This is a genomic window from Pseudomonas sp. 1152_12 (assembly GCF_052850675.1).
The window spans coordinates 101,771-126,617 of record NZ_VXCW01000012.1; the positions used below are offsets into that span (position 1 = coordinate 101,771).

General features: G+C 58.2%; 23 protein-coding genes, 2 pseudogenes and 1 riboswitch. Of the genes and pseudogenes, 14 read left to right on the forward strand and 11 right to left on the reverse strand.

Annotated elements, in window-relative coordinates; genetic code table 11:
- Nucleotides 1-72: 72 nt before the first annotated feature.
- Nucleotides 73-180: pseudogene (locus FW764_RS21820) on the forward strand (hypothetical protein); the annotation flags it as partial.
- A gap of 57 nt (nt 181-237) precedes the next feature.
- Nucleotides 238-1,491 (forward strand): MFS transporter, encoded by a 1,254-nt coding sequence (locus FW764_RS21825; RefSeq protein WP_446435659.1) that lies wholly within the window; start codon nt 238-240, stop codon nt 1,489-1,491.
- A 112-nt stretch (nt 1,492-1,603) separates the two neighbouring features.
- On the opposite strand, the gene fba is transcribed toward FW764_RS21825, so the two are convergent.
- The 6 genes from fba to tkt all read right to left on the reverse strand — a co-directional run bounded on the left by fba (nt 1,604) and on the right by tkt (nt 8,014).
- The gene (fba, locus tag FW764_RS21830; RefSeq protein ID WP_003177554.1) at nt 1,604-2,668 is read right to left on the reverse strand and encodes a class II fructose-bisphosphate aldolase; all 1,065 of its coding nucleotides are present in this window, start codon (nt 2,666-2,668) and stop codon (nt 1,604-1,606) included.
- A 294-nt stretch (nt 2,669-2,962) separates the two neighbouring features.
- On the reverse strand, nt 2,963-3,295 hold the full coding sequence (locus FW764_RS21835; RefSeq protein ID WP_446435660.1) for an MliC family protein: 333 nt from the start codon (nt 3,293-3,295) through the stop codon (nt 2,963-2,965).
- A 61-nt stretch (nt 3,296-3,356) separates the two neighbouring features.
- On the reverse strand, nt 3,357-3,584 hold the full coding sequence (locus FW764_RS21840) for a hypothetical protein (RefSeq protein ID WP_446435661.1): 228 nt from the start codon (nt 3,582-3,584) through the stop codon (nt 3,357-3,359).
- Nucleotides 3,585-3,613: 29 nt separating this feature from the next.
- Nucleotides 3,614-4,777, reverse strand: a complete 1,164-nt coding sequence (locus FW764_RS21845; RefSeq protein ID WP_446435662.1) for a phosphoglycerate kinase — start codon at nt 4,775-4,777, stop codon at nt 3,614-3,616.
- Between the two features lie 17 nt (nt 4,778-4,794).
- Nucleotides 4,795-5,850, reverse strand: coding sequence for an erythrose-4-phosphate dehydrogenase (gene epd / locus FW764_RS21850; RefSeq protein ID WP_446435663.1), 1,056 nt, complete (start codon nt 5,848-5,850; stop codon nt 4,795-4,797).
- 166 nt (nt 5,851-6,016) lie between these two features.
- A complete protein-coding gene (tkt, locus tag FW764_RS21855; protein ID WP_094949112.1) occupies nt 6,017-8,014 on the reverse strand; it encodes a transketolase in 1,998 nt (665 codons plus the stop codon).
- Nucleotides 8,015-8,273: 259 nt separating this feature from the next.
- Here tkt and FW764_RS21860 point away from each other — a divergent pair, with 259 nt between their 5' ends.
- From FW764_RS21860 to FW764_RS21880, 5 genes are all read left to right on the forward strand, one after another.
- A complete protein-coding gene (locus FW764_RS21860; protein ID WP_446435664.1) occupies nt 8,274-9,269 on the forward strand; it encodes an ArsR/SmtB family transcription factor in 996 nt (331 codons plus the stop codon).
- Between the two features lie 18 nt (nt 9,270-9,287).
- Entirely contained in the window at nt 9,288-10,478 is a 1,191-nt protein-coding gene (metK, locus tag FW764_RS21865) for a methionine adenosyltransferase (protein WP_446435665.1), read from the forward strand.
- A gap of 217 nt (nt 10,479-10,695) precedes the next feature.
- Nucleotides 10,696-11,043, forward strand: coding sequence for a hypothetical protein (locus tag FW764_RS21870; RefSeq protein ID WP_446435666.1), 348 nt, complete (start codon nt 10,696-10,698; stop codon nt 11,041-11,043).
- A 95-nt stretch (nt 11,044-11,138) separates the two neighbouring features.
- Nucleotides 11,139-12,803: an NAD-dependent DNA ligase LigB gene (ligB, locus tag FW764_RS21875; protein WP_446435667.1), complete on the forward strand. Its 1,665-nt coding sequence runs from the start codon at nt 11,139-11,141 to the stop codon at nt 12,801-12,803.
- Nucleotides 12,804-12,874: 71 nt separating this feature from the next.
- A complete protein-coding gene (locus FW764_RS21880) occupies nt 12,875-13,270 on the forward strand; it encodes a DUF1090 domain-containing protein (protein WP_446435668.1) in 396 nt (131 codons plus the stop codon).
- A gap of 6 nt (nt 13,271-13,276) precedes the next feature.
- Here the strand turns inward: FW764_RS21880 and FW764_RS21885 are convergent, their stop codons facing one another.
- Nucleotides 13,277-13,726 carry a c-type cytochrome gene (locus FW764_RS21885; protein WP_446435669.1) on the reverse strand — a complete coding sequence of 150 codons (450 nt, stop codon included), beginning with the start codon at nt 13,724-13,726 and terminating at the stop codon, nt 13,277-13,279.
- A 129-nt stretch (nt 13,727-13,855) separates the two neighbouring features.
- Here FW764_RS21885 and mltA point away from each other — a divergent pair, with 129 nt between their 5' ends.
- Complete coding sequence (gene mltA / locus FW764_RS21890) at nt 13,856-15,052, forward strand: murein transglycosylase A (protein WP_446435670.1); 1,197 nt, start codon at nt 13,856-13,858, stop codon at nt 15,050-15,052.
- Between the two features lie 127 nt (nt 15,053-15,179).
- Here the strand turns inward: mltA and FW764_RS21895 are convergent, their stop codons facing one another.
- Complete coding sequence (locus FW764_RS21895) at nt 15,180-15,566, reverse strand: MAPEG family protein (RefSeq protein ID WP_446435671.1); 387 nt, start codon at nt 15,564-15,566, stop codon at nt 15,180-15,182.
- 195 nt (nt 15,567-15,761) lie between these two features.
- Here FW764_RS21895 and FW764_RS21900 point away from each other — a divergent pair, with 195 nt between their 5' ends.
- Nucleotides 15,762-16,997, forward strand: a complete 1,236-nt coding sequence (locus FW764_RS21900; RefSeq protein WP_446435672.1) for a cation:proton antiporter — start codon at nt 15,762-15,764, stop codon at nt 16,995-16,997.
- A gap of 40 nt (nt 16,998-17,037) precedes the next feature.
- Here FW764_RS21900 and FW764_RS21905 read toward each other — a convergent pair whose 3' ends face one another.
- Entirely contained in the window at nt 17,038-17,919 is an 882-nt protein-coding gene (locus FW764_RS21905) for a LysR substrate-binding domain-containing protein (RefSeq protein WP_446435673.1), read from the reverse strand.
- A 92-nt stretch (nt 17,920-18,011) separates the two neighbouring features.
- On the opposite strand from FW764_RS21905, the pseudogene FW764_RS21910 reads away from it, so the two are divergent.
- Nucleotides 18,012-18,426: pseudogene (locus FW764_RS21910) on the forward strand (VOC family protein).
- Between the two features lie 33 nt (nt 18,427-18,459).
- On the forward strand, nt 18,460-19,749 hold the full coding sequence (locus FW764_RS21915) for a cation:dicarboxylate symporter family transporter (protein WP_446435674.1): 1,290 nt from the start codon (nt 18,460-18,462) through the stop codon (nt 19,747-19,749).
- Nucleotides 19,750-19,791: 42 nt separating this feature from the next.
- Here the strand turns inward: FW764_RS21915 and FW764_RS21920 are convergent, their stop codons facing one another.
- A complete protein-coding gene (locus FW764_RS21920; RefSeq protein WP_446435675.1) occupies nt 19,792-20,673 on the reverse strand; it encodes a formate/nitrite transporter family protein in 882 nt (293 codons plus the stop codon).
- Nucleotides 20,674-20,748: 75 nt separating this feature from the next.
- On the reverse strand, nt 20,749-21,153 hold the full coding sequence (locus FW764_RS21925; RefSeq protein ID WP_446435676.1) for an acyl-CoA thioesterase: 405 nt from the start codon (nt 21,151-21,153) through the stop codon (nt 20,749-20,751).
- A gap of 198 nt (nt 21,154-21,351) precedes the next feature.
- Nucleotides 21,352-21,456: riboswitch (S-adenosyl-L-homocysteine riboswitch) on the forward strand.
- Nucleotides 21,457-21,477: 21 nt separating this feature from the next.
- Here FW764_RS21925 and ahcY point away from each other — a divergent pair.
- The 3 genes from ahcY to FW764_RS21940 all read left to right on the forward strand — a co-directional run bounded on the left by ahcY (nt 21,478) and on the right by FW764_RS21940 (nt 24,747).
- Nucleotides 21,478-22,887 carry an adenosylhomocysteinase gene (gene ahcY, locus FW764_RS21930; protein WP_056857730.1) on the forward strand — a complete coding sequence of 470 codons (1,410 nt, stop codon included), beginning with the start codon at nt 21,478-21,480 and terminating at the stop codon, nt 22,885-22,887.
- Between the two features lie 92 nt (nt 22,888-22,979).
- A complete protein-coding gene (metF, locus tag FW764_RS21935; RefSeq protein WP_446435677.1) occupies nt 22,980-23,825 on the forward strand; it encodes a methylenetetrahydrofolate reductase [NAD(P)H] in 846 nt (281 codons plus the stop codon).
- A gap of 130 nt (nt 23,826-23,955) precedes the next feature.
- The gene (locus FW764_RS21940; protein ID WP_446435678.1) at nt 23,956-24,747 is read left to right on the forward strand and encodes a substrate-binding periplasmic protein; all 792 of its coding nucleotides are present in this window, start codon (nt 23,956-23,958) and stop codon (nt 24,745-24,747) included.
- The last annotated feature ends 100 nt before the right edge of the window (nt 24,748-24,847 follow it).

The window sequence follows — 24,847 nt, forward strand, 5'->3', positions numbered from 1 at the left end:
GCGAAGGTAATACCCTGAAGAACTATATATGAAACGTGCAATTATAGAACTGACGCCTAACAACCAGTCAATAAATCGCAGAATCTTCGCACGCATCAATTACTGAGTGCCTACCGTGACATTTCAGGAGTCGGAGTACTTTGCAACACCTCTCTAAACTTAACGGTCGCGGCTTTATAAATAGATTGAGCGACCTGTATCGATTCGCCAGTGAACATAAACTCGACGGCTTCGTATTTGAAGACAACCTTTTTCTCAATTCAGATCGGCATGATGAAAACGTCAAGTAAGCTTATTTACGTGCAAGCGCTATCCAGTCTCTCGCTGTGGCTTGATATTTTCTTGATTTTCACGGTTCCCGTTTATCTATGGCATGCCTCTCCTACATCGATAGCGTTCCTGGCTTTTTGCCTGGGTGCTCCAATATTGTTTCTTGGTCCTATCGTTGGAACGCTGATAGATCGACATGACGTAAGGAAAACACTCGTATTTGGCGCCTTACTCCGCACGCTATCTACCGTAGCGCTAGCCGTGTCTCCAGACCTTCAGAGTTTTTTGTTTTTCGTTATCGTCAAAGGCGTGTCAAACTTATTTTACTTCCCTTCAATAACCATCATGGTTCGGCAATTGATACGTGCTGAAGAGCGCAGATCTTTTTTCAGCCAAGTCAGTGTACTTGATCAATTTTCTAAAATTTTTGCGCCGTTACTTGCAGGCGTGTTAACAGCAGTATTATCGCCTAAAGGTTTATTCTTTTTGTCGGCTGCCGCCGTTTTATTAACCTTCCCACTCCTAAGGTCTATTTGCTTGGCATTTCGACCGCAAATGAATGATTCCTCCACGAAAACCCTTCCACTCTATCGCGACATAACAAGAGGACTTTCTATATTCAATGCCTTGCCCTTTCAACTACGCATAGGCTTTTTGTACTCCCTGCTTACATCGCTGGCGTTAGGAATTTACGACCCGCATTTGGCGTCCTTTTTAGCGTATGAAGGCCTACCTCCAGTTAACTTTTCAGTAATTGTCTCGGCAACAGCCGGAGGCGCAATATGTGCAGCACTGCTGGTGAAGTTCAAGCTGGGCAATATTGATGAGATTCTACTTCGGTCACATGCATTAGTTGTTTTCTCTGCCGCATTGATCCTGACCGCAATCTTAGTACTTTTCCAAGTACCGGGAAGAGCCTATCTCTATCCGTTGGTTTGGTTTGTGAATGGCTTCGGCTATGAGATACTGATAATATCTTCAAATATAATCCTTCAACAATTATGCCCTTCTGACAACATTGGAAGAGTCTCCATGTCTTTCAGGAGTATCCAAATACTCTGCGTTATAACAGGACCTTCTTTAGGAACAGTGCTCATCATCGCTGGCGGCCGCCCAGCGCCTTTTGTCGCGGCTGCAGGCATGGCATTTTTAACTGCATCAGTTTCAATTGCGGTCTATTTATATTGGAATAGAAAACAAGCGCACACACCTGTCAGTTAGTGCAGAATCAAACGATCATTTCGGGAATCTCGTGTCACTCAAACTTACCTAATCAGATCCCATCCACAAAAAAAGCCCGCATCACTGCGGGCTTCTTTTAAACGCTAAAGGCTCAGTTCACCTTAGCGTTCAACTCACCTTTCAAATACCGCTGATACATCGCTTCCAACGAGATCGGCTTGATCTTCGAAGCATTACCGGCAGTGCCGAACGCTTCGTAACGCGCGATACACACATCACGCATGGCGGTCACGGTGGCGCCGAAAAATTTACGTGGGTCAAATTCGCTCGGGTTGGTGGCCATCAGGCGACGCATTGCGCCGGTAGACGCCAGGCGCAGGTCGGTGTCGATGTTGACCTTGCGCACGCCGTACTTGATGCCTTCGACGATTTCTTCAACCGGTACGCCGTAGGTTTCTTTGATGTCGCCGCCGTACTGGTTGATGATCGCCAGCCACTCTTGCGGTACCGAGGAAGAACCGTGCATCACCAGGTGGGTGTTAGGGATGCGTTTGTGGATTTCCTTGATGCGGTCGATGGCTAGCACGTCACCGGTAGGTGGCTTGGTGAATTTGTAAGCGCCGTGGCTGGTGCCGATGGCGATGGCCAGGGCGTCCACTTGGGTCTTCTTGACGAAGTCGGCCGCTTCTTCTGGGTCGGTCAGCATTTGGCTGTGGTCCAGCACGCCTTCGGCGCCGATGCCGTCTTCTTCGCCGGCCATACCGGTTTCCAGGGAACCCAGGCAGCCCAGCTCACCTTCAACCGACACGCCACAGGCGTGAGCCATGGCCACGGTTTGTTGGGTGACGCGTACGTTGTACTCGTAGTCGGTCGGGGTCTTGCCGTCTTCGCCGAGGGAGCCGTCCATCATCACCGAGCTGAAGCCCAGTTGGATGGAGCGCTGGCACACGTCAGGGCTGGTGCCGTGGTCCTGGTGCATGCACACCGGGATGTGTGGGAATTCTTCGATCGCGGCGAGGATCAGGTGACGCAGGAATGGGGCACCGGCGTATTTGCGCGCACCGGCCGAAGCCTGGACGATCACGGGGGAGTCAGTCTTGTCAGCGGCTTCCATGATGGCGCGCATCTGCTCAAGGTTGTTGACGTTAAAGGCTGGGACGCCGTAGCCGAACTCGGCTGCGTGGTCCAGCATTTGACGCATGCTGATAAGTGCCATTGTGTTGTCTCTCCCGATCGAGGGTCGTTAATCGTGCAAGCCTGCCGTAGCGGCGGCTGCTATTCAAGTTATTGCAGGTCAAGGGGTTAAGGCTTGGCCTGCTGAATCGTTATTGCAGTGTCCGATTCAAAATTCATGTCACGTTGGAACCGGATCTACTGTGGGAGCGGGCTTGCTCGCGAAAGCGGTGTATCAGCTACCTGATGCATGACTGGCCCACCGCATTCGCGAGCAAGTCGAACCGTCGCACCGCCGCTCCCACATTTGGATCTCGTTAAATTTGAGATCGTGTTCTCACTGAGCCTTGCAGCCACGCCCAATCAAATCGTCGGTGGCGACCCAGTAAATCAAGCCTTCTTCACCTTTTGTGTGAAACGCCAACTGGTCGTTGCTGTACAACGCGCCCGAGGCGGCAACGTCTTGTTTAAGACGGTAAACCTGATCCGAACCGCCGAGGCGCACATCCACTTCGGAACGGGCCTGGTTGGCAAAGCGCCAGTTGACCTCGGCCTTGCTGTCGCAGGTCCAGGTGGTCCACTTGTCGGCAGGCTCTGCCTTGTTGAACATGTTCATGCTGCTGCAACCGGCCAATAAGGCCAGGGCTGCCAGGGCGAAAACGCCTTTCATTGCCATTCCTCGAACGACGGCCCAAGGGCCGCCACTGCTGTCGGTTAGTTGATCAGACCCGTCAGGGGCAACCCTGTTCCTGACCGTTGGGCGCGGCGTCGTATTTCTCCAGCCGTTCGTTGCCTATACGCTTGTTGATCACCGGCATGCTTTCGGCTTGCCAGTCAGCCTGGTAGCAGCTCTTTTTCTGCACCGGCGCAGGCTCAGCGCCAGCAGGCTTAGCGTTTGGCGTGCTGCCGCAGCCAGCCAACAGGCCCGCTGCGATCACCAGTGCCAACGACTTGATCATGGAAATACTCCTGTTCCGGATCACGAACCTCAGCCTTTGGCTCGGGTTTCCAGCACTTCAACGGCCGGCAGGACTTTGCCCTCAACGAACTCGAGGAAAGCACCGCCACCGGTAGAAATGTAGGAGATTTGGTCAGCAACGCCATATTTATCGATGGCCGCCAGGGTATCGCCCCCCCCGGCGATGGAGAACGCCGAGCTTTCAGCGATGGCGTGGGCCAGAACTTTAGTACCATTACCAAATTGATCGAACTCGAACACGCCAACCGGGCCGTTCCACAAAATGGTCTTGGACGACTTCAGCAGTTCAGCGAAATTGGCTGCGGTTTGCGGGCCGATGTCCAGGATCATGTCGTCGGCTGCCACGTCAGCAATAAGCTTGACGGTGGCTTCAGCGCTCTCGGCAAATTCCTTGGCGACAACCACGTCCACCGGCAGCGGCACGCTGACTTTTGCAGCGATGGCGCGGGCGGTGTCAAGCAGGTCCGGTTCGTACAGCGATTTGCCCACCGGATGGCCGGCTGCGGCCAGGAAGGTGTTGGCAATGCCGCCGCCGACGATCAGTTGATTGCAGATCTGGCTGAGGCTGTTAAGCACGTCGAGCTTGGTGGAGACTTTGGAGCCAGCAACGATGGCGGCCATTGGCTGGGCCGGAGCACCCAGGGCTTTGCCCAGTGCATCCAGTTCAGCGGCCAGCAGTGGGCCAGCAGCGGCGACTTTGGCGAACTTGGCCACGCCGTGGGTCGAACCTTCCGCGCGGTGAGCGGTGCCAAACGCGTCCATCACGAACACGTCGCACAGGGCCGCGTATTGCTGGGCCAGTTCGTCGCTGTTCTTCTTCTCGCCTTTGTTGAAGCGCACGTTTTCGAACAACACGATGTCGCCAGGCTTGACGTCGACGCCACCCAGGTAGTCAACCACCAACGGCACGTCACGGCCCAGGGCCTTGCTCAGGTAGTCGGCGACAGGCTTAAGGCTGTTTTCGGCGGAGAACTCACCTTCGGTCGGGCGACCCAAGTGGGAGCAGACCATCACGGCCGCACCTTTTTCCAGAGCCAGCTTGATGGTCGGCAGCGAGGCCAGGATTCGCGCATCGCTGGTGACAACACCGTCCTTGACTGGGACGTTGAGGTCTTCGCGAATCAGTACGCGCTTACCTTGCAGATCGAGGTCGGTCATCTTCAACACGGTCATGGGTCGCAGTTCCTGAGTTACTGTTGAGGTTGTTTAGAGGCGATGTGCAGATAATGTTCCGCAACATCCAGCATTCGGTTGGCAAACCCCCATTCGTTGTCAAACCAGGCGAGGATGTTCACCAGCCTCGGGCCGGAGACGCGGGTCTGGCTGGCATCGACAATCGCCGAATGCGGGTCATGGTTGAAATCACAACTGGCGTGCGGCAACTCGGTATAGGCCAAAAGGCCCTTGAGCGGGCCGCTGCTGGCGGCGTCGCGCAAAATCCGGTTGACCTCAGTGGCATCGGTATCGCTGACGGTTTGCATGGTGATGTCCAGGCAGGACACGTTCACCGTCGGCACCCGTACGGCTTTGGCCTGGATTCGTCCGGCAAGTTCCGGCAGCAGTCGTTCGATGCCGCGGGCCAGGCCGGTGGACACCGGAATCACTGACTGAAAGGCCGAACGTGTGCGACGCAGGTCTTCATGGTGGTAGGCGTCAATCACTGGCTGGTCGTTCATCGCTGAGTGAATCGTGGTAATCGACACGTAGTCCAGGCCGATCGCCTGATCCAGCAGGCGCAACAACGGCACGCTGCAGTTGGTGGTGCAGGAGGCGTTGGACACCAGCCGTTCATTGCCGCTCAGGCAATCCTGGTTGATGCCGTAGACGATGGTGGCGTCGACATCCGCCTCGCTGGCCATCGGCTGGGAAAACAGCACACGTGGTGCGCCGGCGTCGAGAAACCGCTGGCCATCGGCACGGGTGTTATAGGCACCGGAGCATTCCAACACTAGGTCGACGCCAAGCGCCGCCCAGTCGATGCCTTCGGGCGTGGCACTGCGCAGAACCTTCACGCAGTTGCCATTAATATGCAGACAATCGTCCTCAACCCGCACTTCGCCGGGGAAACGGCCGTGGGTGGAGTCAAAGCGTGTCAGGTATTCGATGCTGGCCATGTCGGCCAAATCGTTGATCGCAACAATTTCAAACCCGGCAGCCGTCCCTCGCTCGAACAGAGCACGCAAGACGCAACGACCAATGCGGCCGTAGCCGTTGAGTGCAACTTTGTAGGGACGCGGTTGGGGCATGGGGTTCTCGATTACCTTGGGTAATAGGGTGGTTGTTAGATCGCTTTCGCGAGCAAGCCCGCTCCCACACTTGAATGGGTTCACAATTGCAACGGTGTGAACCCGATCAAATGTGCGAGCGGGCTTGCTCGCGAAGGCGTCAGTACAGCCACCTCAATCTACAGCCTTAGTCTTCCAGCAGCTCTTCAGCCTGACCCAAGATGTTTTCCAGGGTGAAACCGAACTCTTCGAACAACGCTGGCGCCGGCGCGGACTCACCGTAGGTGGTCATGCCGATCACGCGGCCTTCCAGGCCCACGTACTTGTACCAGTAGTCGGCGTGAGCCGCTTCGATGGCGATACGCGCGCTGACCTGCAACGGCAGAACCGATTGCTTGTAGTCGGCATCCTGGGCTTCGAACAGGCTGGTGCACGGCATGGACACAACGCGCACGTTACGGCCTTGGGCAGTCAACTTGTCGTACGCCTGAACAGTCAGGCCCACTTCGGAACCGGTGGAGATCAGGATCAGCTCCGGCTCGCCAACGCAGTCCTTGAGCACGTAGCCACCACGGCTGATCGCCGCGATCTGCGCGTCGGTGCGCACTTGGTGCTGCAGGTTCTGGCGCGAGAAGATCAGCGCCGAAGGGCCGTCCTTACGCTCGATGGCGTGCTTCCAGGCCACGGCAGATTCCACCGCGTCGGCTGGGCGCCAGCAATCCAGGTTCGGCGTGGTACGCAGGCTGGTCAGTTGCTCGACCGGCTGGTGCGTCGGGCCGTCTTCGCCCAGGCCGATGGAGTCGTGGGTATACACATGGATCACACGCTTCTTCATCAGCGCGGCCATACGGACGGCGTTGCGCGCGTATTCCATGAACATCAGGAAGGTTGCGCCGTAAGGCACCAGGCCGCCGTGCAGGGACACGCCGTTCATGATGGCGCTCATGCCGAACTCGCGCACGCCGTAGTACATGTAGTTGCCGCTGGCGTCTTCAGCCGAGACACCTTTGCAACCTTTCCATAGGGTCAGGTTGGAACCGGCCAGGTCAGCCGAACCGCCAAGAATTTCCGGCAGCAGCGGGCCAAAGGCGTTCAGGGTGTTCTGGCTAGCTTTACGGCTGGCGATGGTCTCGCCTTTGGCCGCGACTTCGGCGATGTAGGCCGAGGCTTTTTCCGAGAAGTCGGCAGGCAGGTCACCGGCCAGGCGGCGCACCAGTTCGTTGGCCAGTTCCGGGAATTCGGCGGAGTAAGCCGCAAAACGCTGGTCCCACTCGGCTTCGGTCGCCAGGCCTTTTTCCTTGGCGCTCCACTCGGCGTAGATGTCGGCCGGGATTTCGAAAGGGCCGTGGTTCCACTTCAGTGCTTCGCGGGTCAGGGCGATTTCCGCGTCACCCAGTGGGGCGCCGTGGCAGTCTTCTTTACCTTGCTTGTTCGGCGAACCGAAGCCGATGGTGGTCTTGCAGCAGATCAGGGTCGGCTGCTCGCTCTTGCGCGCGGTGTCGATGGCGGTCTTGATTTCTTCCGGATCGTGGCCGTCGACGTTGCGGATCACCTGCCAGTTGTAGGCTTCGAAACGCTTCGGGGTATCGTCGGTGAACCAGCCTTCGACTTCGCCATCGATGGAGATGCCGTTGTCATCGTAGAAAGCAATCAGCTTGCCCAGGCCCAGTGTGCCGGCCAGGGACGCGACTTCGTGGGAAATGCCTTCCATCATGCAGCCATCGCCCAGGAACACGTAGGTGTGGTGGTCGACGATGTTGTGGCCAGGGCGATTGAATTGCGCGCCCAGCACTTTTTCTGCCAGCGCGAAGCCCACAGCGTTAGCCAGGCCTTGGCCCAGGGGACCAGTGGTGGTCTCGACGCCTGGGGTGTAGCCGAATTCCGGGTGGCCCGGGGTGCGGCTGTGCAACTGGCGGAAGCTCTTGAGGTCATCGATGGTGACGTCGTAGCCGGTCAGGTGCAGCAGCGAATAGATCAGCATCGAGCCATGGCCGTTGGACAGCACAAAGCGGTCACGGTCGGCGAACGACGGATTGCTCGGGTTGTGTTTCAGGTAGTCACGCCAAAGTACCTCGGCGATATCCGCCATGCCCATCGGGGCACCGGGATGGCCGCTGTTGGCTTTTTGCACGGCATCCATGCTGAGGGCACGAATGGCGTTGGCACGCTCACGACGGCTGGGCATCGCTGATCTCCTAGGAGTTGAATAAAAGAAACGGAAAAAAGGACCGGCATTTTCCCTCAGCCACCGCCTGCGGGCAATGACAGATAGTCACTTGAAGGTGTTTTTCCTGTGGTTTGCCCGGCAATCGCTTGCAGAAAAGCGCGACTGCTTCGTTTAAAGGTTATAGCAGCCGCTTATAACCACCGATCATCGACCAATATCAAAACTTTTTGATATTGGTCTTGCGAGGACTTCCACCCGTCACTAGACTGCTGGCCTTATGAATCTATCCGTGCCCTCCCTGCGTCCTGACGACGGCGATGAACTGGCAGCCTTGTGTAAGGCCGCTGGTGATCCGTTACGCCTGAACGTATTGCGTGCGCTGTCCAACGATTCCTTCGGCGTACTGGAGCTGGCGCAGATCTTCGCCATCGGCCAATCCGGCATGAGCCACCACCTCAAGGTATTGGCCCAGGCTGACCTGGTAGCCACTCGCCGTGAAGGCAATGCGATATTTTACCGACGCGCTCTGCCCCACACTGAGCTGCTCGGCGGCAAGCTGCACACCGCCCTGCTCGAAGAAGTGGACAACTTGAGCCTGCCGACTGACGTGCAGTCGCGCATCAGCACAGTCCACGGGCAACGCGCCGCCGCCAGCCAAGACTTTTTCGCACGGGTTGCCGAGAAGTTTCGCGCCCAGCAGGACCTGATCGCCGGGTTGCCACAGTACCGCGAAAGCGTACTGGCGTTGTTGGACAAGCTGAGCTTCAGTGATGAGGCAACGGCGTTGGAAGTTGGCCCTGGCGACGGCGGTTTCCTACCGGAACTGGCGCACCGTTTTACGCAGGTGACAGCGCTCGACAACAGCCCGGCGATGCTTGAATTGGCGCGCCAGCTCTGTGAGCGTGAAGCATTGAGTAACGTCAACCTGCAGTTGGCGGACGCGTTGAATGACACCAGCCTGCGGGCCGATTGCGTGGTGCTGAACATGGTCTTGCACCATTTCGCCGCCCCTGCCGACGCCCTCAAGCAGATGGCGAATTTGCTGCAACCCGGCGGTAGCCTACTGGTGACAGATTTATGCAGCCATAACCAGAGTTGGGCCAAGGAGGCCTGCGGTGATCTCTGGTTGGGTTTTGAACAGGACGATCTGGCCCGTTGGGCCACCGCTGCGGGACTCGTTCCCGGGGAAAGCCTCTATGTAGGTTTACGTAATGGTTTCCAGATTCAGGTCCGCCATTTTCAGCGGCCGGCTGGCGACACTCACCATCGGTAAATATCAGGAAACATCGAGATGAGCGAATACTCCCTTTTCACCTCCGAGTCCGTGTCTGAAGGGCATCCGGACAAAATCGCCGACCAGATTTCTGACGCGGTGCTGGACGCCATCATTGCTGAAGACAAGTTCGCCCGTGTGGCGTGCGAGACTCTGGTGAAAACGGGCGTGGCGATCATCGCCGGCGAAGTCACCACCACCGCCTGGGTCGACTTGGAACAGATCGTCCGTGACGTGATCACTGACATCGGCTACAACAGCTCGGACGTCGGCTTCGACGGCGCGACCTGCGGCGTGATGAACATCATCGGCAAGCAGTCGCCCGACATCAACCAAGGCGTGGACCGTGCTAAGCCTGAAGATCAGGGTGCTGGCGACCAGGGCCTGATGTTCGGCTACGCCAGCAACGAAACCGACGTGCTGATGCCAGCACCGATCACCTTCTCGCACCAGTTGGTGCAGCGCCAGGCCGAAGCGCGTAAATCCGGTGTGCTGCCATGGCTGCGCCCGGACGCCAAGTCCCAAGTAACCTGCCGTTACGAAGGCGGCAAAGTTGTGGGTATCGACGCGGTTGTGCTGTCGACCCAGCACAACCCGGACGTGTCCTACGCCGACCTTCGCGAAGGCGTCATGGAGCTGATCGTCAAGCACGTACTGCCTGCCGAACTGCTGACCAAAGACACCCAGTTCCACATCAACCCAACCGGCCAGTTCATCATTGGCGGCCCAGTGGGCGACTGCGGCTTGACCGGTCGCAAAATCATCGTCGACAGCTACGGTGGCATGGCCCGTCACGGCGGTGGCGCGTTCTCGGGTAAAGACCCCTCCAAGGTTGACCGTTCCGCTGCCTATGCCGGCCGTTACGTGGCCAAGAACATCGTCGCTGCCGGCCTGGCCGAGCGCTGCGAAATCCAGGTTTCCTACGCCATCGGTGTGGCTCAGCCGACGTCGATCTCGCTGAATACCTTCGGTACAGGCAAGATCAGCGATGACAAGATCGTCAAACTTGTGCGTGAGATCTTCGACCTGCGCCCTTACGCGATCACCACCATGCTCGACTTGCTGCACCCGATGTACCAGGAAACTGCAGCCTACGGCCACTTCGGCCGTACCCCTGCGCAGAAGACTGTCGGCGACGACACCTTCACCACGTTCACCTGGGAAAAAACCGACCGTGCCAATGACCTGCGCATAGCTGCCGGTTTGTAATCGCTCGCGGTACACAGCGCCCCGCCGGGTTTCCCGGCGGGGCTTTTTATTGCCGGGTGATTAACCGACGATGCTCATATTTTTGGATCCAATGCTTGCAGGCCAAATGATGGCCCTCTAGAATCCGCGCCCTCTCGGGCCCTTCACCTTACTTGGATAGTGCCCTGCGCCAGCCCGGGACAGATAAACGCGCAGGCAATCGAACATTGAGGTTTTCATGCGCATTTCCACGCTCGCCCCTGCCGCCCTTCTACTCAGCCTGTTCACCCTGCCAGCGTATGCCGCCGACCTGAGCGCACTGAGTGGCGCCCTGGGCGCCCAACTGAGCGGCAAATCCGGCGACTGCCAGCAACAAGCCAAAGACCTGCAGACCAAGATTGATGCCGCAGAGGCCGCGAACGAAACCTTAAAAGTGAAGGCTTTTAAAGCCGCGCAGGATCAAGTCAACAAAGGTTGCAACAAACTGGCTGAATCCCAAGCCAAAGTTGACGCCAAGCAGCAAACACAGGAAGCCAAGGCGGATAAGAACGATCCAGTCAAAGCCTTGGGCGGTCTGTTCAAGTAAGCAGAAACACCCGGTAAAAAGCCCCGCACTGTCGGGGCTTTTTCGTGCTGGTGTGGATCATTTAGGCTGGGCACCCTTTCCGAGCAAGGATGCTCATGATGCACTTACTGATTGCTCTTCTACTCAGCGCCTTGCCTTTTCTGGCGCGGGCTGAAAATTGCCCCGAGAACGCTCGATCACAGGTCCGCACCCTGGCTGAACAGATCAAGCTGTGGGATGACAGTTATCATCGCCTCGGGCAATCCCCTGTCAGCGATGAGCTCTACGATCAGGCCCGCCTGCGCCTGGCTCACTGGCGACAGTGCTTAGCTCCCACCGCGCGAACGGTCGACAACCCACTGGCGACCTCAAGGGGTACGCAAGCTCACCCGGTGGCTCATACCGGCCTGGAGAAGCTGCCGGATGAGCGGGCTGTCGATGGCTGGCTCAAGACCCGACAAGACGTGTGGGTTCAACCCAAGGTCGACGGCGTTGCGGTGACGTTGGTGTACCGCAAGGGTCGGTTGAGTCAACTCATCAGTCGCGGCAACGGCCTGCTCGGCCAGGACTGGTCAGTTGCCGCGCGCCAGATCCCCGGCATCATCCAGCAACTGCCCGACCCCATCGACCTGGTGCTGCAAGGCGAACTCTATTGGCGCCTCGACGATCATGTGCAGTCAGCCCATGGCGGGCTGAATGCACGCAGCAAAGTGGCCGGGCTGATGAATCGCCGACAGTTGAACGACACCGAGGCCGCAGGCATCGGCTTATTCGTCTGGGCTTGGCCTGACGGCCCACCCGATTTTACCAAGCGCCTGGCTCACCTGGCGCAGTGGGGTTTTACCGACAGCAGCCGCTATAGCCAACCCGTTCAAGGCCTCAGTGAGGCCGCACACTGGCGCACTTACTGGTACAACCATCCATTGCCCTTCGCCAGCGATGGCGTGGTGTTGCACCAGGCCGCGCGCCCGCCCGCCAAACGCTGGCAAGCCAGCGCGCCTTACTGGGCGATTGCATGGAAGTATCCAGCGGCCAAGGCACTGGCGCTGGTACGCAAAGTTCGGTTCAAGATCGGTCGCACCGGGCGCATTACTCCCATCCTGGAGCTGGAGCCGGTGCGACTGGATGACCGGCAAATCAACCGCGTCAGCGTCGGCTCCCTGAAACGCTGGCAAGCACTGGACATCCGGCCCGGTGATCAGGTGTCCATCAGCCTTGCCGGCCAAGTGATTCCTCGGCTGGACCAAGTGATTCTACGCAACGAGACACGGGTGCCGGTGCAAGCACCCAACCCGCGTGACTTTCACGCCCTAAGCTGCTGGCAACTGGACACGGGGTGCGAAGAGCAGATGCTCGCGCGCCTGACCTGGCTGAGCGGCAACCAAGGTTTGTCCTTGCCACACCTGGGGCGCGAAACCTGGAACGTATTGATACAAGCCGGTCTAATCGCAGGCATTCTCGATTGGTTAACCCTAGATGCGACAGAGCTTGCTAACATTGATGGCTTCGGTGATCGCCGCCGTACGCGCTTGCTCGACAGCATTCAAAGCGCGCGGCAACGACCCTTTGCACAATGGCTCAAAGCCTTAGGCCTACCGCCGTCGGCACGCAACGACCTGGAAGGCGGCTGGCAGACTCTGGCCGCCAGAGACACCCAGGCCTGGCTGGCTACCGAGGGCATCGGCCCGGGCCGCGCGGCGCAACTGAGCGCTTTTTTTCGCGACCCGCAGGTACAAGCGCTGGCTGAAACATTACGTGTGGCCGGGATTGACGGGTTTTGAACCCGGCCCTGTCACCTTTTAACTTACGGCAGAATTCACCCTGCCATTTGATTGCGACACTGGAGCCTCACATGAAATTCCTAGCCCCGCTTGCCTTGCTGACCGTCGCAAGCTTCATGGCCCCGCCATTGCTGGCCGCCGAAGACGCGCAACCCCTGACAGGCTGCGCCGCCAAGCGCCACGCCATCAGCACCCAGATCGAACAAGCCAAGGCCCATGGCAACAGCGATCAACAGGCGGGGCTGGAAAAAGCCTTGAGCGAAGTCACCGCCCACTGCACCGATGCGTCCTTGCGCAAAGAACGTGAAAACAAGGTGCTCGACGCCAAGCACGAAGTCAGCCGCCGTCAGGCCGACCTCGACAAAGCAATGAAAAAGGGCGACGCGGACAAGATCAACAAGCGCAAAGACAAGCTCGCCCAGTCGCGCAAAGAACTGCAGGACGCCGTCGAGGAACTCGACCAGTAAAACCGGTCAGTGGTCTCGAAACTGCTTATGACAGGCCGTGCAGGCATCTTCAACTTTCTGCACTGCTGGCCCCAGGTTACTGGCTTTGTAGGGCTGTACCTGGCTTGCGATCACCAATTCACCGGTGGCCGCTTCAAGGTTTCGGGCCAACGCCTGGAAGCGGGCCTGTTGCTGCCACACGTTATCCTTGGCGCTGGTGTGATCTTCTTCGCGCACGCTCGGGAAATGTTTCCACGGCTCGTGGGACAACGCATCGAGCTTGACCGCGCCCTCTGCGAACTTCGCGCCGTCAAACGCAATACGCCCACGCAGCATGCCACCCAGGTCTTCTCCGGTCTTGAGCATCTGTTTGAAAATCGCCTTGCGCTGACCCAGGGGCGAGTTCGGATCAACACCACCGCAGGCGGACAAGGTCAGGCAGGCCAGCAATACCAGGGTCAGTTTTTTAAAGGTCATCATGGCTTCAAGGTCACGGGAAACGGCGGCCAGTATCCTCGCCTCTCCCGCAAAGGCCAATAGCCCTATTATTAATAAGGGTTGCCCAAAAACGCTACGGCATGGGCGATCGCTTCAGGAATTGCGTGTATGAATGTCACCTTGAAACTTTGGAGCCGTCGCCTGGCGTGGGCTCTACCGATGATCGCGTTGCTGGCCGGCTGCGATGCTGGCAAAGACGCCACCAAAGACGCTCACGAAGCTGAAGAAGCAAAGCCTCACCCTGTGGCCACGTATGTGAACGTACCGTGGGAAACGCTCCCGGCAGTCTCCGAAGCTGATCTGCTGGCGGGGTTTAACTCTTGGCGCAGCGCCTGCCAACGGCTCAAGGCCGACCCGGTATGGGGCGCGACCTGCGCAGCAGCAACCGACGTGCCGAGCAATGCCGGAGCGGTTCGGGGTTTTCTCAAAGCGCGGCTGGATGTTTTCGGCCTGCGCTCAGCTGACAACTCACCCAACGGTTTGATCACCGGCTACTACGAACCGATCTACCCCGGCAGCCTGACCGAAACCGCCAACGCCCACGTACCGGTGTACGGCGTGCCGGATGACCTGATTATCGTCAACTTGGAAAGCATCTATCCCGAACTCAAGGGCAAGCGCCTGCGTGGTCGTCTTGAAGGCCGCGTACTCAAGCCTTATGACGATGCCAGCACCATCAACAGCAAGGGTTCCGGTGCCAAGCCCATTGCCTGGCTGACCAACCCCATGGACCTGCAATTTCTGCAAATCCAGGGTTCGGCCCGAATTAAAGTGGCGGGCGGGCGTCAATTACGCGTTGGCTATGCCGACCAGAACGGCTACCCCTACCGCCCTATCGGACGCTGGCTGGTGGAACAAGGCGAGCTGAAAAAAGACGAGGTGAGCATGGGCACCATCAGTGCCTGGGCCAAGGCACACCCGGAACGTATTCCGGAACTGTTGGCGAGCAACCCCAGCTACGTATTCTTCAGCACCCGCCCGGACAGCAATGAAGGCCCGCGCGGCTCGTTGAATGTGCCGTTGACTGCCGGCTACAGCGTGGCAGTGGATCGCAAGGTAATTCCGCTAGGCAGCCTGCTATGGCTGTCGACCACCCAACCTGACGGCTCGCCGATTGCCCGGCCTGTGGCAGCCCAAGACACCGGTGGTGCGATCACCGGCGAAGTACGCGCAGACTTGTTCTGGGGCACGGGTGACGCGGCGGGAGAGTTGGCGGGAAATATGAAGCAGCAGGGGCAGATCTGGATGTTGTGGCCTAAGGGCGTTGCATTGCCGCAAGTGCCGGATGCACCTGCCGGGACCTGACAGACGATAACGTTTAAAGGTGGGAGGGGGCTTGCTCCCGATTAGCGAAGTGTCAGTAACCATCTTCATCAACTGACACTCCGCTATCGGGAGCAAGCCCCCTCTCACACTGAACTTGCGTTAACCGTCAGATCGAAACAAAAAAGAAACTCGCAATCAACGCCATGCCCACCGCCCACACCAACGAGCGCAGCATCGCCCAGTCCGCCAGGTAGCAAATGATGTACAGCAGGCGACTGGTGATAAACAACACCGCCAGCACATTGATAGTCACCAGCGACGCAGTGCCGGCCAAGTGCGCAATAATCACCGCCGCCGCAAACGCCGGTGTGACTTCAAAGCTGTTGAGCTGCGCACTGTGGGCGCGCTTGGCGAACCCGTCGAGGGTGTCCAGAAAAGCGCGAGGGTCGTGGTTCTGGCGTGGCCCGAACTTGCCACCGCTGAACTTGGCCACACCCGTGCACAGGTAAGGCAGGAAAATTGCGATCAACACACACCAGAAAGCCACCGTCATCACTGATTCCTTTTGTAGTTTTAGCCAGCGGTTAGAGTTTTAGCACTAAAAATACCACGCCGCACTTAACCGTTATGAACAGTGCCACTGCCAAAGGTTCTACTGGCCTTTTGCTTTGTGGCTTGCAACCTCCCGCTACTGCTGCGGTCCATCCCTCCATTAACCAATGCTCACTCCACCCTCCAAGGTCCCCGGATGCTTGAACTTGTCGCCGCCTTCATTTGCCTTACCACCTTACTCACCTATGTGAACTTCCGTTTTATCGGCCTGCCGCCCACCATCGGTGTGATGGTTACAGCCTTGCTGTTCTCGTTGATCCTGCAAGGCTTGAGCTTTATCGGCTACCCAGGCCTGGAAGAACGTATCCAACAGTTGATCGGCCAGATCGACTTCGGCGACTTGCTGATGAATTGGATGCTGTCGTTCCTGCTGTTCGCCGGCGCCTTGCACGTCAACTTGAACGACCTGCGCAGTTACCGCTGGCCCATCGGCCTGCTGGCGACCTTCGGCGTGTTAATTGCCACGGTAGTAATCGGCAGCCTGGCGTACTACATCTTTGCCCTGTTTGGCTGGCACGTGAGCTTCCTCTACTGCCTGCTGTTCGGCGCACTGATTTCGCCCACCGACCCGATTGCGGTCTTGGGTGTGCTGCGAACCGCCAACGCGTCGAAACCGCTGAAAACCACCATTGTCGGCGAGTCACTGTTCAACGACGGTACGGCTGTGGTGGTGTTTACCGTACTGTTGGGCATCGCGCAGTTAGGCGAAACACCGACCGTGGGCGCCACCGCCATGCTGTTCGCCCATGAGGCGATTGGCGGCGTGGTGTTCGGCGGACTGATCGGCTACCTGGTGTACTTGATGATCAAGAGCATCGAGCAATACCAGATCGAAGTCATGCTGACCCTTGCCCTGGTGATCGGTGGTTCGGCAATGGCCACCGAACTGCACGTCTCGGCGCCGATTGCGATGGTGGTAGCCGGGCTGATTATTGGCAACTTAGGCCGTAAGCTGGCGATGAACGACATGACCCGGCGCTACTTGGACGGCTTCTGGGAATTGCTCGATGACATGCTCAACGCCCTGCTGTTCGCGCTGATCGGCATGGAGCTGTTGCTGTTGCCGTTCAACTGGCTGCACGTGTTGGCCGCCAGTTTGCTGGCCGTGGCGATCCTGCTCTCACGCCTTCTGACCGTGGCCCCGGCGATCCTGCTGCTGCGTCGCTGGCGCACGGTGCCGCGCGGCACTATCCGCATCCTCACTTGGGGCGGCTTGCGCGGAGGGGTTTCGGTGGCGCTGGCGCTGGCCTTGCCGCAGGGCCCGGAACGCGACTTGCTGCTGAGCATCACCTACATCGTGGTGCTGTCGTCGATCCTGTTGCAGGGTTTGACGATTGGCCGAGTCGTACGCCGCGTTGCCGAGCCGCAGTAAGCCTGACACGAGCCCAAGCACGCTTGTGAGGATTTGCCTGCTACGCCGCAGGCTTGCTCACAGGCGTGCCGCACAGTGTTTCCAACAGGTGTCGCATGCACAGTGGGCGGCGTGGTGCCGCCCCATGCATGACGACCAGCTCCCGCGCATAGCGCTGCTCGTCGTCAACCGGCAAAACGCATAGTTTGCTGCGAGACATTCCCGTCCACTGCGGCACCAACGATACCCCCATGCCTTGAGCGACCAGCATCACGATGGTTTCCAAAGCGTCCAGCTCACATAGCACGTGCGGATCAAAGGACTGCTCATCAAGGAACCGCTGAGCGATCTGACCACCCCATGAACGAGCGTCGTAGCGGATCAATGAGCGCTCACGCAACAAGGCTTCAAACGTCTGCGCCTCACACGCTGAGGGCGCAATCAGAATCAATGGTTCGGCACGCAACAATGTCGTGACCAAAGCTTTGGGCGGTTGAAACGGTGGCCTGACGAGTATCGCCACGTCCAACTCTTGGGTCAGTAATCTCTCGTAGAGGCTTCTGGAATCGCCCGGAGTGATCTTAAGTCTCAGCTTCGGCGCCGAGCGTGCCAGCCGCTCTATCACCCCCGGCAAGACCCCGGTCAACGCCGTTGAAATGGCACCAATCTTAACCTCTCCAGATAAGCCGTCCTGGCTCAAGTCTTCCTGCAACTCGCGCGCCTGTTCAATGACTGCCTGAATTTTTGGTAACAACAGCAGGCAATGGTCTGAGGGAAGCGCGGCATGTGCCGTACGCATGAGCAAGGTGCAGCCCAGCGTTCGCTCAAGCGCCTTGATGCGTTGGCTGATGGCCGCGGCGGTACGGTTTTCACGTCGCGCAGCCGCGGCAATGGAGCCGGTTTCAATAACGGCGACCAGGCTTCGCAGGAAGCGAACATCCATAAGTTTTCCTTTCGCTCAGAACAAGGCGAACCCGTTTTATCCGGATACACAGCCTGTTTAATCTGAGGACTCACCCATTCGGAGATCCCGCCATGAACAGACCCTTTCACGCTGCATACCATGTTTGTGACTTAAACGAGGCGCGCATTTTTTATCGAGATGTTTTGGGATGCACAGAAGGCCGTAGCACTGACACCTGGATCGACTTCGATTTCTTCGGCAACCAGCTTTCACTGCACCTGGGCCCCCCCCTTTTCCACAACGCGTACCGGCCGGGTAGGTGAACACCACGTACTGATGCCGCACTTCGGTGTGGTGTTGCCGCTTGATGAGTGGCTGACGCTTGCCGAACGCCTTACCCATCTGAGGATGCACTTCGAGATTGCGCCAGTGACTCGCTTTGCCGGCGAACCGGGAGAGCAGCGCACGATGTTTTTTCTCGACCCCAGCGGAAACCCAATCGAAGTGAAAGGCTTCAAGGACTTCGCCGGACTGTTCGCTCAATAAATCCCTGACAATCACAACAATAAGGGGCACCCCATGACTGCCAGTAAATCAACCAGCCTTGTCACCCGTATCATGATCGGCCTGGCTGCCGGGATAATCGTCGGCATCCTGCTCAACCAATTTCCCGAACAAAAGACGTGGTTCATCGACAACCTGCTGCAACCGGCGGGCGACCTGTTCATCAAGCTGATGAAAATGATCGTCGTCCCTCTGGTCTTTGCCTGCATGACGGTCGGCATTGCCGGCATGGGCAACCCTGCCGCCCTGGGGCGCGTCGGCGTGAAGACGTTCGTGTACTTCTTCACCATCACCAGTATCGCAATCGTCTTCGGTCTGGTTGTCGGAAATGTCATAGAGCCCGGCGCGGGTGCCGAATTCGCCAGCACCCTGCGTACACCGGTAACGGGCCTGGCCAGCAACGGCACAACGCAGAATCTGGGCCAAACGCTGTTGGCGATCGTACCGGACAACATCGTGTTGGCCATGTCGCAGGGCAAACTGCTCTCGGTGTTGTTTTTCGCCATCTTGTTCGGCTGCGCCTTATCTCTGCTACCCGAGCAGCGCAAGGCCCCCCTGATAAGCGTGATGCAGGGTGTCTCAGACACCATGTTCAAAGTCACTCAATTGGTCATGCATTACTCGCCGATAGGTATTTTCGGACTGATTGCAGTCACCGTCGCCAGCTTTGGCCTCAGCGCCTTGCTGCCATTGGCCAAACTGATTGGCACGACCTATATCGCGGTGCTGTTATTTGCACTGTGTGTCTTGGGCGCCGTTGCGCGGTTGGCGGGCGTAGGTTTTTTCCACCTGCTGCGGGAAATACGCAGCGAACTATTGCTGGCCTATTGCAGTGCTGCGTCGGCGACGGTAATGCCTCAATTGATCGAGAAGATGGAGCGCTATGGCGCGCCACGCCCCATTACCAGCATGGTTATCCCACTGGGTTACTCGTTCAACCTGGATGGCGCATCGCTGTTTGCCGCGCTGGGCACGCTGTTCATCGCCCAAGCGTATGGCATCGACCTGAGCCTGGCGGATCAGGGAATGCTGGTCTTGATCATGGTGCTGACGTCAAAGGGCGCGGCGGGTGTACCAGGGTTCATGTTTATTATCCTGACCGCCACCTTGACTACGGCAGGGCTACCCGTGGAAGGCGTGGCAATCATCGCAGGCGTCTATCGACTGATGGATATGCCGGTCACTGCATTGAATGTGCTGGGCAACGCACTGGCGCCTTTAGTGATTGCTCGGTGGGAAGGTCAGCTCACCGCGCCTGACAGCACGCCTGCCATCAAACCAGCCGACGCGCCGTTCAAAGCCTGAAACCTCCCCGCAAAGGAACGCCATCTACCTTTGCGGGCGATATCACATTTTTTCTTTATCGTGCGGATGACGCGGATCTGCCGGCTCAACCGACAAGCTGCTTTCGCTGCGAATCTGCGCATGGCTGATCAGCGCAAAGATAAAACTGCCGCCGATGATATTGCCCGCCAGAGTCGGCCCGGCGAACACTAGCCAGAAGTCCTTCCACGGCAGTTCGCCGGCAAACACCAGGTAGGAGACTTCTGCCGAGCCGACGACGATGTGGGTGAAATCCCCCAGCGCCATCAGGTAGGTGATCAGGACGATGATGAACATTTTTGCGCTTTCCATGGACGGGATCATCCATACCATGGTGGCGATCATCCAACCGGAAATGATGCCCTTGGCAAACATCTCGCCGGGGTCGTTTTCCATGACTTTGCGGCCGATTTCAAGGAAGGCCATGTCGGTCTTGGTGTCGAATATCGGCAAATGCAGCATCACATACGCTACCAGCACGGTGCCGCACAGGTTGCCCACCAGCACCACAGTCCACAACCGCAGCAGTCGCCCGGCATTGCTCAGGGTCGGCTTGCTCATTACCGGCAGCACGGCCGTCAGGGTGTTTTCGGTAAACAACTGCTGACGGGCGAGGATCACCGCGAGAAAACCCGCGCAGTAACCGAAACTGGCGATCACTTTGAACCCTTCGCCGTCGGGTAGCCGCGAATTGAGCAGGCCCATGCCCATCAACGACAGGCCCATCGTCAGCCCGGCGGCCAACGCCGACCACCATAACGCCGCTACGCTGCGCTCCAGCTCCTGATCACCCTGCGTGCGGATAATTTCATGCAGCACTGCCGCACGAGGCGGTTGGTTCTTGTCGACGTCGTGTTGCTCTTCCTGCGACAAGTTGGGGGTCTTGCCGTCTTCTTGCGTGGCCATGGGGCGTACCTGAACGGGGCGTTGTTCAGGTACGACCTGTCGCCCATCAAGAGCGTTCACTGGCCAACCACACAATTAGTCTTTGATGCCGTCGTCTTGAAACTGGTCTTTCACGTACTTGATCTCGGTACGCCCGTGAGGCGCCGGCAAGCCGTCATCACCGAGGTTGACGAAGACCATCTTTTCCACGGTCAGGATGCTCTTGCGGGTGATCTTGTTGCGCACTTCACACGTCAGGGTGATCGAGGTGCGGCCGAACTCGGTGGCGGTGATGCCCAGCTCAATGATGTCGCCCTGACGCGAGGCGCTGACAAAGTTGATTTCAGAGATGTACTTGGTGACCACACGCTGGTTGCCCAATTGAACAATCGCGTAGATGGCCGCTTCTTCATCGATCCAACGCAGCAAGCTGCCGCCGAACAGGGTGCCGTTGGGGTTGAGGTCTTCGGGTTTTACCCATTTGCGGGTGTGGAAGTTCATGGTCACTCCAAAGCGTGTTGCGAAATGATGGGCAACATCATGGCAGAGCCCGGGCCCAAGCTCTATGAGCCATTGCCTATCACGCCCATGAGCGATCTTCATATGCCCGACAGAAAGGCTTGGGAAGTCAGACGCACACAGCTATAATCGCCCTCGCTTCAAAACGGTCATCTTCAGTTGATACCGTTCTCCCGCCACCTGTCCGAGGGGCGCTGCAGCAGGTTCACCCTGTCAGGCTCGGATGGGGCGTTGTCCAGCCTGGTTACCGGTTGGATACTAAACGCACAACGGCGCCCATTCGCACACTACGAATGGAGGCTCTTCATGAGCGCAGTAATTACGCCTGCAGGTTTTACCGACTACAAAGTCGCCGACATGTCCCTCGCTGCCTGGGGCCGTCGCGAAACCTTTATCGCCGAATCCGAAATGCCTGCCCTGATGGGTCTGCGCCGCAAGTACGCCGCTGAGCAGCCGCTCAAAGGCGCGAAGATCCTCGGCTGCATCCACATGACCATCCAGACTGCCGTGCTGATCGAAACCCTGGTTGCCCTGGGTGCCGAAGTACGTTGGTCGTCCTGCAACATTTTCTCGACTCAAGACCAGGCCGCTGCTGCTATCGCGGCTGCTGGCATCGCGGTGTATGCCTGGAAAGGCGAGACCGAAGAAGAGTACGAGTGGTGCCTGGAGCAAACCATCCTCAAGGATGGCAAGCCATGGGACGCCAACATGATCCTCGACGACGGCGGCGACCTGACCGAGCTGCTGCACAAAAAATACCCGCAGATCCTCGACCGCGTCCACGGCGTGACCGAAGAAACCACCACCGGCGTGCACCGTCTGCTGGACATGCTGGCCAAGGGCGAGCTGAAAATCCCGGCCATCAACGTCAACGACTCGGTGACCAAGAGCAAGAACGACAACAAGTACGGCTGCCGTCACAGCCTCAACGATGCCATCAAGCGCGGCACTGACCACCTGCTGTCGGGCAAACAAGCTCTGGTGATCGGCTACGGTGACGTGGGCAAGGGTTCGTCCCAGTCCCTGCGTCAAGAAGGCATGATCGTTAAAGTCTCCGAAGTAGACCCGATCTGCGCCATGCAAGCCTGCATGGACGGTTTCGAAGTGGTTTCGCCGTTCATCAACGGCCAGAACGACGGCACCGAAGCGAGCATCGACAAGGCCCTGCTGGGCAAGATCGACCTGATCGTGACCACCACCGGTAACGTGAATGTTTGCGACGCAAACATGCTCAAAGCCCTGAAGAAGCGCGCTGTGGTCTGCAACATCGGTCACTTCGACAATGAAATCGACACCGCTTTCATGCGCAAGAACTGGGCATGGGAAGAAGTGAAGCCACAGGTACACAAGGTTCACCGCACCGGTGCTGGCGATTTCGACCCACAGAACGACGACTACCTGATCCTGCTGGCCGAAGGCCGCTTGGTTAACCTGGGCAACGCCACCGGCCACCCAAGCCGCATCATGGACGGCTCGTTCGCCAACCAGGTACTGGCGCAGATCTTCCTGTTCGGCCAGAAGTACGCCGACCTGTCGCCAGCCCAGAAAGCCGAGCGCCTGACCGTGGAAGTGCTGCCGAAGAAACTCGACGAAGAAGTGGCCCTGGAAATGGTCCGCGGCTTCGGCGGCGTGGTAACTCAGCTGACCAAGACCCAGGCCGACTACATCGGCGTGACGGTCGAAGGGCCGTTCAAGCCGCACGCTTACCGCTACTGATATGCCTGCTGCCCGCTCTCTCTTTGGGAGCGGGTTTTGGCAGCATTGACGGTGTACATCTTCTGGCTTGATGAGTTTCCATAGGTACGACCATGTCCCAAGACCGTCGCTACAGCTTCGAGTTCTTCCCAACCAAGACCGATGCTGGGCATGAAAAACTGATGGCGACTGCCAAACAGTTGGCCAGCTACAACCCCGACTTCTTCTCCTGCACCTACGGCGCTGGCGGTTCGACCCGTGATCGCACGATCAACACCGTGTTGCAGCTGGAAAGCGAAGTCAAAATTCCCGCCGCTCCGCACCTGTCGTGCGTGGGCGACAGCAAGGCTGACCTGAGAAGCCTGCTGACCCAATACAAACAAGCCGGCATTAAACGCATCGTCGCCCTGCGCGGTGACCTGCCGTCCGGCATGGGCATGGCCAGCGGTGAGCTACGCTACGCCAATGACCTGGTGAGCTTCATCCGTGAAGAAAGCGGCGATCACTTCCATATCGAAGTGGCGGCTTACCCGGAGATGCACCCCCAGGCACGTAATTTCGAAGACGATCTGCAGAACTTCGTGCGCAAGGCTAATGCCGGTGCCGACAGCGCGATCACCCAATACTTCTTCAACGCCGACAGCTACTTCTACTTTGTCGAGCGTGTACGGGCGATGGGCGTCAACATCCCGATCGTGCCGGGCATCATGCCAATCACCAACTACAGCAAGCTGGCGCGTTTCTCTGACGCTTGCGGCGCTGAAATCCCACGCTGGGTGCGCAAGCAACTGGAAGCCTATGGCGATGACGTCAAGAGCATCCAGGCATTCGGCGAGCAGGTTATCAGCCAGATGTGTGAGCAACTGCTGCAAGGTGGCGCGCCAGGGTTGCACTTCTACACCCTGAACCAGGCCGAGCCTAGCCTGGCCATCTGGAACAACCTCAAGCTGCCACGCTAAGGCTTGCCCCGTCACTCAAAGGCCCTCGTCAATACGAGGGCCTTTTGGTTTTATGTGCGCCACATCAACTCGCCCGCAAATGCTCGCGCCAGAGCTTCTCTTTAGCGCACGAGCATCGTAACCTCAGGGTATGCCCGTCATTCTCAAGCTGTTGACCGCTGTGTTTTTTACTTGCCTGAGCCTCACCGCTTACGGTGAGAAACTGCGCATTGTCACTGAGCCCTGGGCACCTTATGTGTACGACGATAACGGCAGCATGCGCGGCCTGGATTATGAAACAACGGTGATCGTGTTCCAGCGCTTGGGCGTGGACATAGAGTGGCAATTCCTGCCCTGGAAACGCTGCCTGGCCATGCTCGAGCAAGGCCACGCCGATGGCGCGCTGGACATTTTCTACAGCCATGAACGCGACGCCCTGCTGCTCTACCCCAGCGAGCCGCTGTCGGACGTCGAGTTCGTACTGTTCTACGCCAACGACCGCCCTCACCCGGCCGAAACCCTCGACGACCTGCGCGGGCTGACCGTCGGCAATTCACCGGGCTACCTGTATGGCGACGCCTTCAGCGACTCCACCCTGTTCAACCGCGAGCCGGCGCCCAGCCATGAAGCCAACTTCGGCAAACTGTCGCTGGGGCGTGTCGATCTGGTGATCACGGACCGCCGGGTCGGCCAGCATGTGATCAAGGCCATGGGTCTGGAAGGTAAGGTAAGCCAGGCGCCGATCGTGATCAGCCGGCAGCCGCAATTTCTCGCCGTACGCCGCGGCGCTGGCATGGACCTGCTGGTGCAGCGCTTCGCCGCCGAGCTCAAGCGCTTCAAACAAGAACCGGCGTATGCCGCCTTGAGCGCCAAATACGGTGGAATCCAGGCGATTACGGCTTCTGAACACACCGTTGAGCAGCAGGAAAGCAGCGCGCCGTGATTGCTCTGTTATACTCCGGCCTTTCCGCCAGGCTCACGCCCGGCCGCTGAGGTCTTGAAAAAGGCACCCAACCTAGCTACTGCGCAGCTTTCAGCCCCGC